The sequence below is a fragment of the Marvinbryantia formatexigens DSM 14469 genome (genome assembly GCF_025148285.1).
In the GTDB taxonomy this organism is placed as follows: domain Bacteria; phylum Bacillota; class Clostridia; order Lachnospirales; family Lachnospiraceae; genus Marvinbryantia; species Marvinbryantia formatexigens.
This window is the reverse complement of record NZ_CP102268.1, coordinates 472,928-489,231: the sequence shown is the minus strand read 5'-3', so window position 1 is coordinate 489,231 and position 16,304 is coordinate 472,928. Positions and strand designations below refer to the sequence as shown.

The following is a 16,304-nucleotide window of genomic DNA, read 5'->3' as shown; positions in this document are numbered from 1 at the left end:
ACGGGAGGTTTTCATGAAGAAGGTACTTTTTGTGGCATCGGAGGGTGTGCCGTTTATCAAAACCGGCGGACTGGCGGACGTAGTGGGTTCGCTGCCCAAATATCTCAATAAGGAAGAATTTGATGTGCGGGTGATTCTTCCGAAATATCTTTGTATGCGCGAGGACTTAAAGGAGCGTCTGAATTACGTATCGCATTTTTATATGGACCTCGGCTGGAGAAGCCAGTATGTGGGCATTCTGGAAACGGTGTACGACGGCATCCAGTTTTATTTCATCGACAACGAATATTATTTTGCCGGGATGAAGCCGTACGGCAATATTTATGAGGACATTGAGAAATTTGCGTTTTTCTCGAAGGCGGCGCTTTCCGCGCTTCCGGTCATCGGCTTCCAGCCGGATATCGTGCACTGCCATGACTGGCAGACCGGTCTGATTCCGGTATTTTTAAAGGACAAATTCCATGAGGGTGAATTCTTTAAAAATATGAAGTCGATTATGACGATTCACAATCTGAAATTCCAGGGCGTGTGGGATATGAACACCGTGAAAAACATCACGGGGCTGCCGGATTATTATTTTACGCCGGACAAGCTGGAAGCATACGGGGACGCCAATTATCTGAAGGGCGGTCTGGTGTACGCGGACGCGCTCACGACGGTAAGCCCGACATACGCGGAGGAAATCAAAACACCGTTTTACGGGGAAAATCTGGACGGGCTGATGAAGGCGCGCGCCCATGATTTGCGCGGTATTGTGAACGGCATCGATTATGAGGAGTATAATCCGGAAACAGATACCATGATTACGGCAAACTATAATGTGCGTAATTTCCGCAAGGAAAAAATCAAAAATAAGATTGCGCTGCAGAAGGAGCTGGGACTGGCTGAGAATGAAAAGACGTTTATGATTGGCATCGTTTCCCGGCTGACGGATCAGAAGGGCTTTGACCTCATCAATTACATGATGGAGGAAATGTGCCAGCAGGACTGGCAGATCGTCGTGCTCGGCACTGGCGAAGAGCGGTATGAAAATATGTTCCGTCATTACGCATGGAAATATCCGGACAAGGTATCGGCAAATATTTACTACTGCGAGGCTATGTCACACAAAGTGTACGCCTCCTGCGATGCTTTCCTTATGCCGTCGCTTTTCGAGCCGTGCGGTCTGAGCCAGCTTATGAGCCTGCGCTACGGCACGCTTCCGATCGTGCGCGAGACGGGTGGTCTGAAGGATACGGTGGAGCCTTACAATGAGTACGAAGGCACCGGCACCGGCTTCAGCTTCCGCAATTACAATGCGCACGAAATGTATAATACCATCCGCTACGCGCATTCCGTGTATGTGGATAAGAGACGCGAGTGGAACCGGCTGATTGACCGCGCGATGGCTGCGGACTTCTCCTGGAAGAAATCGGCGGACCAGTACGCGGAGCTGTACAACTGGCTGTAAAGTTATAAGAACATGAATAAAAAGCTCTCCCGGAAGACATACTGATAGCGTAACGATATGTTGACAAGGAGGGCTTTTTTTATGGCAGAATTATCAGAACTTGATTTGCAGAACCTGCGCCATCTGATTGGCGGCTTTTCCACCACGCACTGTAAGATGACGGCATACGCTTCACAGGCAACGGACCCGGCGGTAAAGCAGTTTTTCCAGAAATCCGCGCAGAGCGCGATGGAAACCAAACAGCAGCTTATGGGATTTTTACAGTAGGAGGGAAGCAGTCATGGATGAGAAAACAATGGTATCAGATACCCTTGCAGGTATCAACGGCGAGCTGGTACGCTACGGAGAAATGATCCCGCAGACGGAAAATAAGGAGCTGAAGCAGACGCTGAAACAGATTCGCAATCAGTGTGAAATGTCCCAGGAGGAAATCTACCAGATTGCGAGAAGCAAGCAGTATTATGTTCCGGCGGCGAAAGCGACCGCGGAAGAAATCGCGCATGTAAAATCCATTCTGACGATGGGCTGAAGTCACTGTTCACTCTGTTTACGGTAACTGATAGTATGGCACAGGTTTTCCTTGCTTATTATGGAAAACTGTGCCATACTGTGTATAAGAAGAGACCGGGGCGGCGGCAATCCGGCGGGCAGCCGCAGGACAGTCTGCCCGGCGGCGTATATGGGGGAAGGTATGGGAAAGGGTGATTGTATGAAAGTGCGAAAAAAAACAGGGGTGTTTCTGGTATTGCTGTTTCTGCTGGCGCTGGTTCCGGCGGTCACGGTGAACGCGGGCTTCCGCAGAGTAAAGGTGAAGGAAAACGGGGCGTACCGCTATTATTACCGGTATTACACGTCGAAAACCAGATATCTGAAGGGAAGCAGGACGACGGACAATGCCGCGGCATATAAGCGCTGGGTATTTAAGAACATCAAAAAGAATGGAAAGACGTATACATACTGCTTTGATGAAAACGGCTATATGCAGGTCGGCTGGAAGAGACTGACCACAAAAGCGTGCAAAGGCGCCTGGTACTGGTATTATTTTGATAACAGCGGACGGATGCTGAAGAGCCGGACGAAAAACGGGCATTACCTGCAGAGCAACGGCAGGATGCTCACAAACGACTGGCATAACGGTATCTATTACGGAGAAGACGGCAGCGCGGTGAGCGGCTACCGCCAGGATGTGAAAAACGGCTTCCGGAAGACGAAAAAGGGCGTAAAATACCGGCAGGCGGACGGCACCTACGCTCAGAAAAAATGGGTGTGCATCAAAGACAGCCTGGGGAAATACAACTGGTACTATTTCTACAGCAGCGGCTACATGGCCAAAAACACGTGGGTTGGTTCCAGGCATGTGGACAAAAACGGCAGACTGGACAGCCTGAAAAAAATTTAATAAAACAGGACAGCAGGGCAGGAACGCTTTTTACGGCTTCCTGCCCTTTATAATGCAGCGGTGTGAGATATGATAACCGTATTTCCCGTCTGCCCGCTGCTGTGCCGCCTGCGCAGGTGCTTTGCGGATGCTATGCCGCCTGCGCAAGTGCTTTGCGGATGCTGTGCACCGCCAGCAGAAAGGTGACGAGCTGGTTGACCAGCATTCCGGCGAAGTAGCCGCTGATTCCGAAGGCGGGAATCGCAAAGACAATGAAGTCGATGCGGATGGCGACGCCGGTGAGGTTGTGCACGAGCACCTGCGAGGTTTTTCCGAGCCCGTTCAGAATAGCGAAAAGCGCGGGATTCAGGTACATCAGCGGACAAATCCAGGCGAACGCCCGGATGAAGGAGCCGGCGAGCTCGTTGTGGAAGAGCAGGTTCCCGGCAAAATCACCCAGAAAAAAGAACCCCAGAAAGCAGCAGATGCCGAGCGCGAGGCAGGAGAGGCAGAGCTTGCGGATGGCGGCGGTGATGGCGGAGAGTTTTCCGGCCGCCTGCGCCTCCGAGATAACCGGGAGCAGCATCGTGCAGAGGGAGGAGGTCAGCGCGGACGGAAACAGAACCAGCGGCAGCGCCATGCCGGTGAGCACGCCGTAAACACTCAGAGAAACGGACGCCTCCAGACCGGACAGGCGGAGCTGCAGCGGGATAAGCAGCGCCTCGATGCTCTGCAGGACATTGACAAGCACGCGGTTCAGCGTAAGCGGCACGGAGACCAGCAGAAGTTCGCCCGCGTAATGCGCGGTGGAGTGCACCGGGGGCGGCAGCGGCGGCTGTGCGGCAAAATGGATGGTCAGCGCCGTCGCAGAAAAAAGCGCGGCGAAAAATTCCTCCAGAATCATACTGTAGACGGCGACGGCAGGAGTGATGGCGATGCCCTTCTCCGTGAAGATACTGCAGAGCAGCACGACGCTGCCAAGGCGCACCAGATGCTCCAGAATTTCCGATATAGCGGGGATTTTTGCCTGCTTCAGACCATAATAATAGCCGTTGATGCAGGCGTGTATGGAGCCGAAGGGAACGGCGTAGGCAAGCAGACGCAGCAGATTGGAGGTGCGCGGCTCCTTCACAAACTCTTCCGCCAGCAGGGCGTGAAAACGCAGCAGCAGGAAGGACACGCACAGGGACAGGGCGATGGAGAGCGCCATACCGGTGTGAAAAATCCTGCGGGCGCCGCCGTGGTCCCCGGAGGCGGTTTTGGCGGAGACAAACCGCGAGATAGCGGTCTGGATACCGGATACGGTGAGGGAAAAAGAGAGCGCATAGAGCGGAAAAATAAGCTGGTAAATTCCAAGCCCCTCTGCACCGATCGTGCGGGAGAGGAATATTCTATAAAAAAAACCGATGATCCGCCCGGCGATGCCGGCGGCGGTCAGCAGGGCGGCGCCCTTCAGAACAGTGTGTTTCTGCAGCATAGATAGTAACTCACCATTTTTTTAGAAATATATGCAAAGATGTACCTTGACAGAACCGCAAATGGGTGCTATATTCATTCTTGAAGAAATCCGAGTAATTTAGTAGGATTTAAAATAACAGGATAGAAGGTGACAGCGTGAAGCTTTCCACAAAGGGCAGATACGGGCTGCGCGCACTGATTGACCTGGCGGTATACTGCGGGGAGGAAGCGGTTCCCATCAGCAGCGTGGCGGCGCGGCAGGGCATTTCGGAGAGTTACCTGGAGCAGCTTTTTGCAAAGCTCAGGAAAGCCGGGCTGATTATCAGCGAGCGCGGGGCGCAGGGCGGTTACCGGCTTGCAAAGCCGGCAGAGGAAATTTCTGTGGGAGATATCCTGCGGGCGCTGGAGGGTAATCTGGATGCCGTGGAGTGTCCGGGACTAAAAGAGGAAGCCGGATGCGAGAACGCAGACTTCTGCGTAACAAAATATGTGTGGCAGAGGATAAACGAAAGCATAACAGAAGCGGTAGATGAAATAAGACTGGACCAGCTGGTCAGAGAGAGCAGAGAGGCACAGGACAAAAGCGGCTATACTGCCGTAAAATGTGAGAATTGAGGTGTAGAATATGAAAAAAGTCATTTATCTGGATAATGCGGCGACCACGAGAACGGCGCCGGAGGTGGTAGACGCCATGCTTCCGTACTTCACGGAATATTATGGAAATGCATCTACCATATACGAACTGGGCGGGAGCAGCAAAAAAGCCATGAACGAGGCGCGGGAGACCATTGCCGGCATTCTGGGCGCGCAGGAAAACGAAATCTATTTCACAGCGGGCGGCTCGGAATCGGATAACTGGGCGCTGAAGGCGACGGCAGAAGCGTACCGCGCGAAAGGAAACCACATCATCACATCGAAGATTGAGCATCACGCGGTGCTGCACACCTGCGAATATCTGGAGAAAAACGGATTCGAGGTTACTTATGTGGATGTGGATGAAAACGGAAAAATCAAGCTGGGCGAGCTGGAAAAAGCCATCCGTCCGACCACGATTCTGATTTCCGTGATGTTTGCAAATAACGAAATCGGAACCATACAGCCAATCAGGGAAATCGGTGAGATTGCCCATAAGCACGGCATCCTGTTCCACACCGACGCGGTGCAGGCGTTCGGACAGCTTCCGATTAATGTTGACGAGTATCATATTGATATGTTAAGCGCAAGCGGACACAAGCTGAACGGTCCCAAGGGCATCGGTTTCCTTTACATCCGCAAGGGTGTGAAAATCCGTTCCTTTATCCACGGCGGGGCACAGGAGCGCAAGCGCCGTGCGGGCACGGAAAATATTCCGGGCATCGTGGGATTTGGCGTTGCGGCAAAGCGCGCGGCGGAGACGATGCAGGAGCGGACCGCAAAGGAAATCGCGCTGCGCGACCACTTGATTGACCGCGTGCTGAAGGAGGTTCCGTACACGCGTCTGAACGGGGACCGCACTGACCGCCTTCCGAATAACGCGAATTTCAGCTTTCAGTTTATCGAGGGAGAATCGATGCTGATCATGCTGGACATGGAGGGCATCTGCGGCTCCAGCGGTTCCGCGTGCACCTCAGGAAGTCTGGATCCGTCGCATGTGCTGCTTGCCATCGGGCTGCCGCACGAGATTGCGCACGGCTCCCTGCGTCTGACCTTAAGCGAGGAGACGACGCTGGAGGATATTGATTTTGTAGTAGATACGATTAAAGGAATCGTCGGGCGGCTGCGCGATATGTCTCCGCTCTACGAGGATTTTGTAAAAAAACAGGCGGCAAAATAAACGAAAGCCGGATGAAGGAGGAAGAACTATGTACAGTGAGAAAGTAATGGATCATTTCCAGCATCCCAGAAATATGGGTGAAATAGAGGACGCCAGCGGCGTGGGAACCGTGGGCAATGCAAAATGCGGCGATATCATGCGCATGTATCTGGATATTGACGACGACGGCATTATCCAGGATGTAAAGTTTAAAACGTTCGGATGCGGCGCTGCTGTGGCGACCAGCAGCATGGCAACCGAGCTTGTAAAGGGCAAAAATATCCAGGAGGCGCTGCAGGTGACGAACAAGGCGGTCATGGAGGCACTGGACGGGCTTCCGCCGGTGAAGGTACACTGTTCCCTGCTTGCGGAGGAGGCTATCCACGCGGCGCTCTGGGATTATGCGGAGAAGCACGGCATCAAAATTGAAGGTTTAAAGAAGCCGAAGTCCGATATCCACGAGGGCGAAGAGGACGAGGAAGAAGAATACTAATGGCAGGTCAGTGCGATGAAGAAAAAAGTGGTTGTGGGAATGTCGGGCGGTGTCGATTCCTCAGTGGCGGCGTGGCTCTTAAAGGAACAGGGCTATGACGTGGTCGGCGTGACGATGCAGATATGGCAGGATGAGGAAGAGCAGACGCAGGAGGAAAACGGCGGCTGCTGCGGCCTGAGCGCCGTGGAGGATGCAAGGCGCGTGGCGCAGACACTGGAAATTCCGTATTATGTGATGAATTTCAAGGCGGAATTTAAAGAAAAGGTAATGGATTATTTTGCACAGGAATATCTGTGCGGGCGGACGCCGAATCCCTGCATCGCCTGCAACCGCTATGTGAAGTGGGAGGCGCTCCTGCAGAGAAGCCTTGCCATCGGCGCGGATTACATCGCAACAGGACATTACGCGCGCATCCGGCAGCTTCCGGGCGGGCGGTATACCATCTGCCGTTCGGCGACCGCCGCGAAGGATCAGACCTATGCGCTTTACAATCTGACGCAGGAGCAGCTCGCGCATACGCTGATGCCGGTGGGAGAGTACACAAAAGAAGAAATCCGCGGCATTGCGGAAAAAATCGGGCTGCGTGTGGCGAACAAGCCGGACAGCCAGGAAATCTGCTTTGTGCCGGACGACGACTACGCTTCCTTTATTGAAGAATATACTGGCAGAGAGATGCCCGCCGGCAATTTTGTGACGGCGGACGGCACGGTGCTCGGACAGCACCGCGGCATCACACATTATACCATCGGACAGCGGAGAGGACTGCAGCTTCCGATGGGGCACCGCGTGTTTGTGACGGACATCCGTCCGGAGACAAACGAGGTGGTGATCGGAGAGAACGAGGAGCTTTTTAAGCGGCGTCTTCTTGCGAATAAATTAAACTTCATGTCGGTGCCGGAAATTGACGGCGATACGCGCGTGACGGCGAAAATCCGCTACAATCACAGAGGGGCGCCGGCAACCATCCGCATGGCGGGACCGGACATGGTGGAATGTATTTTTGACGAGCCGCAGCGGGCGATGACGCCGGGACAGGCGGTGGTCTTTTACGATGGCGAAAACGTGCTGGGAGGAGGAACCATTTTATGAGTATTCTGGCGGACTGTCATCTGCACAGCAGTTTCTCCGCGGATTCTGACGCGCCGATGGAGAGCATGATAGAAAGAGGGCTGCAGCTTGGTCTGACAGAAATGTGCTTTACGGAGCATATGGACCACGGGATGCTGGACAACGGCGTTTCTTTTGAGGTGGATACGGAGGCGTACCGGAGGGGCTTTCTGGACCTGAAGGAAAAATACCGTGGAAAAATTGAGCTGCTTTTTGGCGTTGAGCTGGGGCTGGAGGCGCAGTATGCTGATTTTTTAAACGCATATTCCAGGGCATGGGACTTTGATTTTATCATCGGTTCCTCTCACACAGTGGCGGGCAAAGACCCGTATTTTGCGGACTTTTACGAAGGACGCACGGAGGAAGAGGCGTACCGGGCGTATTTTGAGACGATTCCGAAGAATCTTTCTGCGTTCTCCAATGTGGATACCTACGGGCATCTGGATTACGTGGTGCGCTACGGCCCGAATAAAAACAGACAGTATTCCTATGAAAAATATAAGGATGTACTGGATGCGGCGCTGCAGGCGCTCATTGAGCACGGCGTCGGGCTGGAGATTAATTCCGCGGGCTATAAGCAGGGGCTTGGAACAGCGAATCCGTGCATGGATATTATAAAGGCATACCGCCGGATGGGTGGCGAGATCGTCACCGTCGGCTCGGATGCGCACGCGCCGGAGTGGATCGCCGGGCAGTTTGAGAGCGTCCGCGGGCTGCTTCTGGAGTGCGGTTTCCGTTATTACGCCGTCTTTCGCGAAAGGAAACCACATTTTTTGCGATTATGAAAAATATGTCTTGAATTTTTGGGACAAATTGGGTAAAATGTCATTAAGGTTGACGTTTCTTTAACAAACTGGGAAACGGTAACATTCTGCGCATATGTGCAGACAAAAATATTATTTATATTTTTAGGAGGAATTGCGATTATGGCAGTAAAAGTAGCAATCAATGGTTTTGGCCGTATCGGTCGTCTGGCATTCAGACAGATGTTTGGTGCTGAGGGTTATGAAGTAGTGGCTATCAACGATTTGACAAGCCCGAAAATGTTGGCTCATCTGTTGAAGTATGACTCTTCTCAGGGTAAATATGAACTGGCTGACAAGGTAAGCGCAGGCGAAGATTCTATCACAGTTGATGGAACAGAAATCAAAATCTACGCTATGGCTGATGCATCCCAGCTTCCGTGGGGCGAGCTTGGTGTAGACGTTGTTCTTGAGTGCACAGGCTTCTATACCTCCAAGGCAAAAGCTGAAGCTCATATCAAAGCAGGCGCCCGCAAGGTTGTTATTTCTGCTCCGGCTGGAAACGACCTTCCGACTATCGTTTACAATGTAAACCATAAGACACTGAAAGCTGAAGATACCGTTATTTCCGCAGCTTCCTGTACAACAAACTGCCTCGCTCCGATGGCAAAGGCTCTGAACGACTATATGCCGATTCAGTCCGGTATCATGTGCACGATCCACGCTTACACAGGCGACCAGATGATTCTGGATGGTCCGCAGAGAAAAGGCGACCTCAGAAGAAGCCGTGCAGGCGCTGTAAACATCGTTCCGAACAGCACAGGTGCTGCAAAAGCTATCGGTCTGGTTATTCCGGAACTGAACGGCAAGCTTATCGGCGCTGCTCAGCGTGTTCCGACCCCGACAGGTTCTACCACGATTCTGAACGCTGTTGTTAAGGGCAAAGCTACCGTTGAAGGAATCAACGAGGCTATGAAGGCTGCAGCTACAGAGTCCTTCGGATACAACACAGACGAAATCGTATCCAGCGATATCGTTGGTATGAGATTTGGTTCTCTGTTCGATGCTACTCAGACAATGGTAGTAAATCTGGAAGACGGCACATCCCAGGTACAGGTTGTTTCCTGGTATGACAACGAGAACTCTTACGTAAGCCAGATGGTTCGCACAATCAAATATTTCAGCGAGCTGGCATAAGAGCATTATCAAGACCTGTCAGAGGTCCGGTCCCAGGACCGGACCTCATTTACTATGAAAACTCGTAAGAAATGAAAACGGAGGTTTTAAATCATGGGATTAAATAAAAAATCAGTTGATGATATCAACGCAAAGGGCAAACGCGTCCTGGTAAGATGTGATTTCAACGTTCCGCTGAAAAACGGCGAGATTACGGATGAAACACGTATCGTGGCAGCGCTGCCGACCATCCAGAAATTAATCAATGACGGCGGAAAAGTAATTCTCTGCTCTCATCTTGGAAAAGTGAAAAACGGCCCGAACGAGGGCGAATCCCTTGCACCGGTTGCAAAGAGACTGTCTGAGAAGCTTGGCAAAGAAGTTGTATTCGTTTCCGATTACAACGTAACCGGTGAAGCGGCAACAAAGGCAGTGGAAGCGATGAAGGACGGCGACGTGGTGCTTCTGCAGAACACCCGTTTCCGCGGCAAGGAAGAGACAAAGAACGGTGAAGAATTCAGCAAAGAGCTGGCAGACCTGGCTGATCTGTATGTATGCGATGCATTCGGTTCCTCCCACAGAGCACATGCTTCTGTTGCAGGTGTGACAAAATTCATCACAGCGAAGGGCGGCGAGAATGTTGTCGGCTATCTGATGCAGAAGGAAATCAACTTCCTCGGCAATGCGGTAGAGAATCCGGTAAGACCGTTCGTTGCAATCCTCGGCGGCGCAAAGGTTGCGGACAAGCTGAACGTTATCTCCAATCTTCTTGAAAAATGCGATACGCTTATCATCGGCGGCGGTATGGCTTACACCTTCCTGAAAGCAAAAGGATACGAGGTAGGTACCTCTCTGGTAGATGATGAGAAGATTGATTACTGCAAGGAAATGATGGAAAAGGCAGAGAAGCTTGGCAAGAAGCTGCTGCTTCCGGTTGACACCACCATCGCAAAAGAATTCCCGAACCCGATCGATGCGGAGATCGAAGTTTCCGTAGTAGACTCCAATGCAATCCCGGCTGATATGATGGGACTGGACATCGGACCGAAGACGGCAGAGCTCTACGCTGACGCTGTGAAATCCGCAAAGACCGTTGTATGGAACGGACCGATGGGCGTATTCGAAAACCCGACCCTTGCAAAAGGAACCATCGCAGTGGCAAAATCCCTGGCAGAGACAGACGCAACCACCATCATCGGCGGTGGCGACTCCGCAGCGGCAGTCAACCAGCTTGGATTTGGCGATAAGATGAGCCACATTTCCACAGGCGGCGGCGCATCCCTCGAATTCCTCGAAGGAAAAGAGCTTCCGGGCGTAGCAGCAGCAGACGATAAGTAGGCCGAAAGCAGCTTAGCGAATGCGAGCCGCAGGCGAAGTATGAGCTTAGCGCGAGGCCGTTCCCGAACCTTAACGACGCCGAAAGCAACTTAGTGAAAACGAGCTGTAAGCGAAGTTTGAACTTAGTGCGAGGCGGTTCTGTGAGATTAATGAGTCTGAGCCGTAGGCGAAAGACGAATTTAGCGAACAGAACTTCCGCAGGGAACATACCCGTCTTTGCATACAGAATATTTTATCTAAGGAGAGACCACAATCATGGCAAGAAAGAAAATCATCGCCGGAAACTGGAAAATGAACATGACTCCGAGCGAAGCAGTAGAACTTGTAAACACCTTAAAACCGCTGGTAGCGAACGATGAAGCAGACGTTGTTTTCTGCGTTCCGGCAATCGACATCATCCCGGTAGTGGAAGCCGCAAAGGGTTCCAACATCCAGGTTGGCGCGGAGAATATGTACTTTGAGGAAAAGGGCGCTTACACAGGCGAGATTTCCCCGAACATGCTGACAGACGCCGGCGTAAAGTACGTAATTCTCGGACATTCTGAGAGACGCGAATACTTTGCAGAAACCTCTGAAACAGTAAACAAAAAGATGCTGAAGGCATTCGAACACGGTCTTACACCGATTATGTGCTGCGGCGAATCTCTGGAGCAGAGAGAGCAGGGCATCACGATGGACTGGATCCGTCAGCAGGTAAAGGTTGGCTTCCTCAATGTAACTGCAGAGCAGGCAAAGACAGCTGTAATCGCTTACGAGCCGATCTGGGCAATCGGAACCGGCAAGACAGCAACTACCGAGCAGGCACAGGAAGTCTGCAAGGGTATCCGTGACTGCATCGCTGAAATCTACGACGAAGCGACCGCAGACGCAATCCGCATCCAGTACGGCGGCTCTGTAAATGCAGCAACCGCTCCGGAACTGTTTGCACAGCCGGATATCGACGGCGGTCTGGTAGGCGGCGCCGCTCTCAAACCGGACTTCGGAAAGATTGTAAACTATAACAAATAAAACTGCCGGACTGCGATAAATCAAACTATTTATAGCGGACGGATAAACCCGGAAGAGCGTATGAAAAGCATATACTCCTCCGGGTTTTATGTTCATATTTTATGATGAAATTTTTTATTGGTGTCTGTATGGTATTCCTGCACATATAGAGAAGATGTCAATAACAAATAATTAATAGTTATTTTAGAATCTAGGACTTAAAGATGTATTACATAATAAATGAGTATCCATCGATTTTTAATGTGTTAAACGTCAAAATTCACTCATGTTTGCGACACCATAGAAAAATATGTTTTTTATGTCTGGGTATTTTTTGTTTAAAACATGTTATTTTAGTCCTAATACATTTTTTAAATTTTGAATTGTAGGCATACATGCATCACAATAAACTTCTTTTCCTGTACTTACTTCGATTGCGACACCTCGTTCATTAATAAATATGTGTCCTTTCTTTTTTAGGTAAGTTACATTATCTTGAAAAATAGAATTATTCCACATTTTGGGATTCATGTTAGCAGCAATGTATACTGGTTTTTCATATGCCAATAAAGTGCTGGTCAACAGATTATCGGCTATTCCGTGAGCCATTTTAGAAATAGTGTTTGCACTTGCTGGTAACAGTAAAAATACATCTGCGTTTGCTGCCAGACTAATATGAAGTGGTTTTATATTATCAAATTCTTCCGTATAGCAATTATTTATTATTGTGGAAAAACCCTTATACTGCACAAAATTTGTAGAGTTTGGAGTTAAAATCAAGTCAATATCATAATATTGAAACAGTGAACTTATGTAATTTACCAGTGAAACAGCTCCCACAGAGCCACAAACACCTATAAGCATTTTCTTTTTTGAATCCATAGCAATTCTCCTCATATATAAAATATTTAATGAGACAAAAAATTTAGGTCTTGAATTATTTATGCATTAATTGAAGGTACGTATTTATATATTTATAAAAAGGCGGACAAGGTTCCTTTTTATTTATTATTTTTTCTAAAGGACAAAATTTTCCAAAGCATATAGGAGAAAATTTGCAAGTAGTACATTTGATAGAAGTTTCAAATCCATTTTGTTCCCACAGAAGTTTTTTTTCGTAATCAATTAAAGCTTTTCCATTTTTTAACTCGCCTATTGTATTAACTGGATTATTAAAGGCAACAGTACATTTATATATCTTACCATCTGAACCAATAACCATAGCATTTGGATTTGCGGCATAGCATATCATGCCGGTTGGCTTAAACATAGATTTGTAAAAATCAAAGCTGATACCTATAGATTTAGCATATTTGTAATATTGAAAAAGACAGTATGTATCGCACAAATCAATTGTAGTGTGGAGAGTTCCTGTCAAATCCGCGATGGCTACGAAATGTAGCATAAATCGTTTGTCATCGCCAAAATCATTTTTTATATTATCTATGTAATTATATAAAGAGGTAGTTGTTTCTTTACTTATATTAGTCCGTAATATTACACCAAACTGTTTATCAGATTTTTTCATATCTAATAAATTTCGATAAATTACATCAAATGTTCCTTTGTGGTTGACATTAATTCTTTGTTTGTCATGAGTTTCTTTAGCCCCATCTAAAGTTATTTGATAATCATATATCCTACAATTTAATAACCTTTCAAAAATTTCTGATGATAATAAGGTTCCATTAGTTGTTATACCTGCATGGAAATCAATCTGATGTTTTACGGATAATTTAATAATTTCTGCACTTAATTTCTCTATAATATTAACTGCTAATAGTGGCTCTCCTCCAAACCAAGATATATAAAGTCGTTTATAGTGTGGTAAAATTGAATCCAAAAAAATCAATAAATTTTCTTGTACACTTGTTGACATGATTCCATTTTTAAAATCCTCATAACAGTAAATGCATCTTAAATTGCATTGTTCTGTAGGGAGAATAATAAGAAAAAGCTCTCCATTATTCTCATAATTATAAAATAATTGCGTTAATAGCAATTCTTCATTAACGTTGGAATCAAGTAATATACCGGCACTATGTAATTGCTCGTTCAAACCTTCCGAAAAAATAATGTTATTTTTTTCGGGTAATTTGATATTACTAATACTGTTAACTTCTGCATTCATACCGGACAATGTATTATATATGTAAGTGTGATTGTTTGATGTATATTTGTAATTATATTTTGAGTATTTATATTTTTTCAACTTATATATGCCTCCAGCTAGCTTTTTACGATATATTAGGGAAGCAGGTTTGTACAGCTTCCCTAATACATTGTTATACTTCTTCAATTAACAAATAAAATTTACGCCACGGGTTTCCATAGATTTCAGCCTCCTTTCTAAAAAAAGTTATAAATCAAAAAAATATAAAAAACAATCCTTGTATTATATAAAATTTTATGTTACAATATATGTAATGTTATAATTTATAGTATGAAACCGATAAAAGGACAATTTGTTTGAAAATTAATCTAGATAGAATTATTATTATATTATTGCAATGAAAAAATAGTAGGAAGGAGAATATTTTGCTTTAAGGCAGAACAGTATTATTTTATGAGTTTGGAAATCAATATAACAACCAGAGAAGAACTGAATATTTATATGAACGTGCAGAGACAACGTCTCTTAAAGGTAATGGAAATTTCCGCTGTTCCCATGACGCCGAAACAGCTTTCTTTAAAATTGGAGCTTTCACCGTCCTCTGTGACCTATCATTTAAAAAAATTACAATCCATTGGATTGGTAGAATTAGATCACACGGAAATAATACATGGAATTGAAGCCAAATTTTATAAAAAGATTCCAGCAACCGTAAATCTGAAAGGTGATTTAAGAGATGATTTATACGAAGAAAAATTGTTACTTGCAGATTACTCCTTAAATAATGCCTGGGTGGGCTTTAAAAAATATATTTCAGAAATATCGAGGGAGAACAAGATGGATTCTGAAGTAAAGGGAGACTTCATAACAGGAACACTTTATTTAACGGAGGGGGAAGCGGAGCAATTAAAAAATATGATGCTAAAATTTTACGAGGAACACAGCACACCGAATTCTGATGCAAAGCCTTGGGAACTTTCCTTTATTATTTATCCGGAAAAACTGTAAAAATAAAACATATATTAGATATTCGGGCAATGGGAAAAGGAGGGAGGCTCTTGCCGTTATCGCATAAAATATTATTAATATTTAATGCTATTTCAGTGGGAATTATTGTTCCTGTTTTAACATTAATCTTTTTTCAGCACGGGGGTTCGTCAGAAACTTTGTGGGCAATTATGGGGGCATATTCTGTCTCTGTAGTGATACTTGAAATTCCCAGTGGTATGATTGCTGATTTTATTGGGAGAAAAAAAGTATTTGTTTTGTCACATATATTATCGTTGATAAGTTTTTTTCTAATTATTAACAGTAACAGTTTATGGCTGTTAATAATCGCTGTTATATTTTTAGGAGCCAGTCGAGCGTTTGCATCTGGATCTGTTGAAGCGCTTGAGGTAGAATTATTTATCAAAAAAAATGGTGTAGAAAAACTTGATACAATAAACAATATCCTATCTATAATTGATTCGGTAGGCACTTTTCTTGGCGCGGCACTGGGAGGATTTTTAGGATATTTGGATAATACATATACTATACTCCTTATATTATTAATTATATCGGAAATTATCATTATCTTTTTTTCTATGGCGGTCATTCATGAAACGAATACTTCCGTGGTTTATCGTTTGGAGACTTCTTTGTGGAAAAGGCTAAAAGCTAATCTGTTATTAGTGATAGCTGAAATAAAAAATACACGAATTGTTTTAAATATTGTGCTAATGTCGCTTGTTTTAGGAATTTCGCTGTCTACGATAGAAACCTATTGGCAGTCCACTTTTATCCGGTATATTTCTCCACAAAAAAACTGGTTGTTAGGCATTATAAGCTGTTCCGCTTATATTGGTGTTGGATTGGGAAGTTCTGTTGGAAAATATTGTTTTAATTTATTAAAAAAACATAGAAAATATGCCAAAATAAGCTATTATTTTACAAGAGTATTGCTTCCGGTTAGCCTAATGGGAATATATATCTGCAAAAATGGGATATGGTTTGCTGTGAATTATTTCGTGATGTATTTAATTTTAGGAGTAGGAAATTTGGTAGAAAATACTGTTTTACATGCATCCATTCAGAACAGCCACCGCGCATCTATTTTGTCATGTATATCACTCGCAATAAAGGCAGGCGGATTGGTTACCTCCTTTTTAGGGGGAATTATTTTAAAAAATACAGAAATAGCTATAATATGGTTGGTGGCGCCTATTGTTTCTATATTTATTATTGCATGTATTATATATAAATTTGATTTATCTGCATAAATTTGCAG

The 16,304-nt window shown here is 46.4% G+C and carries 17 protein-coding genes; 14 read left to right on the top strand and 3 right to left on the bottom strand.

Annotated elements, in window-relative coordinates; genetic code table 11:
- Positions 1 to 13 precede the first annotated feature (13 nt).
- From glgA to NQ534_RS02650, 4 genes are all read left to right on the top strand, one after another.
- The gene (gene glgA, locus NQ534_RS02665; RefSeq protein ID WP_006863541.1) at positions 14 to 1,450 is read left to right on the top strand and encodes a glycogen synthase GlgA; all 1,437 of its coding nucleotides are present in this window, start codon (positions 14 to 16) and stop codon (positions 1,448 to 1,450) included.
- An 81-nt stretch (positions 1,451 to 1,531) separates the two neighbouring features.
- The gene (locus tag NQ534_RS02660; protein ID WP_040784687.1) at positions 1,532 to 1,717 is read left to right on the top strand and encodes a hypothetical protein; all 186 of its coding nucleotides are present in this window, start codon (positions 1,532 to 1,534) and stop codon (positions 1,715 to 1,717) included.
- Positions 1,718 to 1,730: 13 nt separating this feature from the next.
- Complete coding sequence (locus NQ534_RS02655; protein WP_006863543.1) at positions 1,731 to 1,979, top strand: spore coat protein; 249 nt, start codon at positions 1,731 to 1,733, stop codon at positions 1,977 to 1,979.
- A gap of 180 nt (positions 1,980 to 2,159) precedes the next feature.
- Positions 2,160 to 2,849: a hypothetical protein gene (locus NQ534_RS02650; RefSeq protein WP_143115838.1), complete on the top strand. Its 690-nt coding sequence runs from the start codon at positions 2,160 to 2,162 to the stop codon at positions 2,847 to 2,849.
- A gap of 130 nt (positions 2,850 to 2,979) precedes the next feature.
- Here NQ534_RS02650 and NQ534_RS02645 read toward each other — a convergent pair whose 3' ends face one another.
- Complete coding sequence (locus NQ534_RS02645; RefSeq protein ID WP_006863545.1) at positions 2,980 to 4,305, bottom strand: polysaccharide biosynthesis protein; 1,326 nt, start codon at positions 4,303 to 4,305, stop codon at positions 2,980 to 2,982.
- Between the two features lie 137 nt (positions 4,306 to 4,442).
- Between NQ534_RS02645 and NQ534_RS02640 the strand changes: the two genes are divergently transcribed.
- From NQ534_RS02640 to tpiA, 8 genes are all read left to right on the top strand, one after another.
- Positions 4,443 to 4,901 carry an RrF2 family transcriptional regulator gene (locus NQ534_RS02640; protein WP_006863546.1) on the top strand — a complete coding sequence of 153 codons (459 nt, stop codon included), beginning with the start codon at positions 4,443 to 4,445 and terminating at the stop codon, positions 4,899 to 4,901.
- 10 nt (positions 4,902 to 4,911) lie between these two features.
- A complete protein-coding gene (gene nifS, locus NQ534_RS02635; protein WP_006863547.1) occupies positions 4,912 to 6,099 on the top strand; it encodes a cysteine desulfurase NifS in 1,188 nt (395 codons plus the stop codon).
- A 28-nt stretch (positions 6,100 to 6,127) separates the two neighbouring features.
- Entirely contained in the window at positions 6,128 to 6,571 is a 444-nt protein-coding gene (gene nifU / locus NQ534_RS02630; RefSeq protein WP_006863548.1) for a Fe-S cluster assembly scaffold protein NifU, read from the top strand.
- A 15-nt stretch (positions 6,572 to 6,586) separates the two neighbouring features.
- Entirely contained in the window at positions 6,587 to 7,660 is a 1,074-nt protein-coding gene (gene mnmA, locus NQ534_RS02625) for a tRNA 2-thiouridine(34) synthase MnmA (protein WP_006863549.1), read from the top strand.
- Positions 7,657 to 8,463: a histidinol-phosphatase HisJ family protein gene (locus tag NQ534_RS02620; protein WP_006863550.1), complete on the top strand. Its 807-nt coding sequence runs from the start codon at positions 7,657 to 7,659 to the stop codon at positions 8,461 to 8,463. Before mnmA ends, NQ534_RS02620 begins: the two co-directional genes overlap by 4 nt.
- 141 nt (positions 8,464 to 8,604) lie before the next feature.
- Positions 8,605 to 9,618, top strand: a complete 1,014-nt coding sequence (gap, locus tag NQ534_RS02615) for a type I glyceraldehyde-3-phosphate dehydrogenase (protein ID WP_040784692.1) — start codon at positions 8,605 to 8,607, stop codon at positions 9,616 to 9,618.
- Between the two features lie 93 nt (positions 9,619 to 9,711).
- Positions 9,712 to 10,935 carry a phosphoglycerate kinase gene (locus NQ534_RS02610; RefSeq protein ID WP_006863552.1) on the top strand — a complete coding sequence of 408 codons (1,224 nt, stop codon included), beginning with the start codon at positions 9,712 to 9,714 and terminating at the stop codon, positions 10,933 to 10,935.
- A gap of 255 nt (positions 10,936 to 11,190) precedes the next feature.
- A complete protein-coding gene (gene tpiA / locus NQ534_RS02605) occupies positions 11,191 to 11,943 on the top strand; it encodes a triose-phosphate isomerase (protein WP_006863553.1) in 753 nt (250 codons plus the stop codon).
- A 327-nt stretch (positions 11,944 to 12,270) separates the two neighbouring features.
- On the opposite strand, the gene NQ534_RS02600 is transcribed toward tpiA, so the two are convergent.
- On the bottom strand, positions 12,271 to 12,804 hold the full coding sequence (locus NQ534_RS02600; protein WP_040784694.1) for a flavoprotein: 534 nt from the start codon (positions 12,802 to 12,804) through the stop codon (positions 12,271 to 12,273).
- Positions 12,805 to 12,859: 55 nt separating this feature from the next.
- Positions 12,860 to 14,134, bottom strand: a complete 1,275-nt coding sequence (locus NQ534_RS02595; RefSeq protein WP_050778358.1) for a radical SAM/SPASM domain-containing protein — start codon at positions 14,132 to 14,134, stop codon at positions 12,860 to 12,862.
- 354 nt (positions 14,135 to 14,488) lie between these two features.
- Here NQ534_RS02595 and NQ534_RS02590 point away from each other — a divergent pair, with 354 nt between their 5' ends.
- Positions 14,489 to 15,043: a winged helix-turn-helix domain-containing protein gene (locus NQ534_RS02590; protein ID WP_006863557.1), complete on the top strand. Its 555-nt coding sequence runs from the start codon at positions 14,489 to 14,491 to the stop codon at positions 15,041 to 15,043.
- Between the two features lie 50 nt (positions 15,044 to 15,093).
- Complete coding sequence (locus NQ534_RS02585; RefSeq protein ID WP_040784696.1) at positions 15,094 to 16,296, top strand: MFS transporter; 1,203 nt, start codon at positions 15,094 to 15,096, stop codon at positions 16,294 to 16,296.
- Positions 16,297 to 16,304 lie beyond the last annotated feature (8 nt).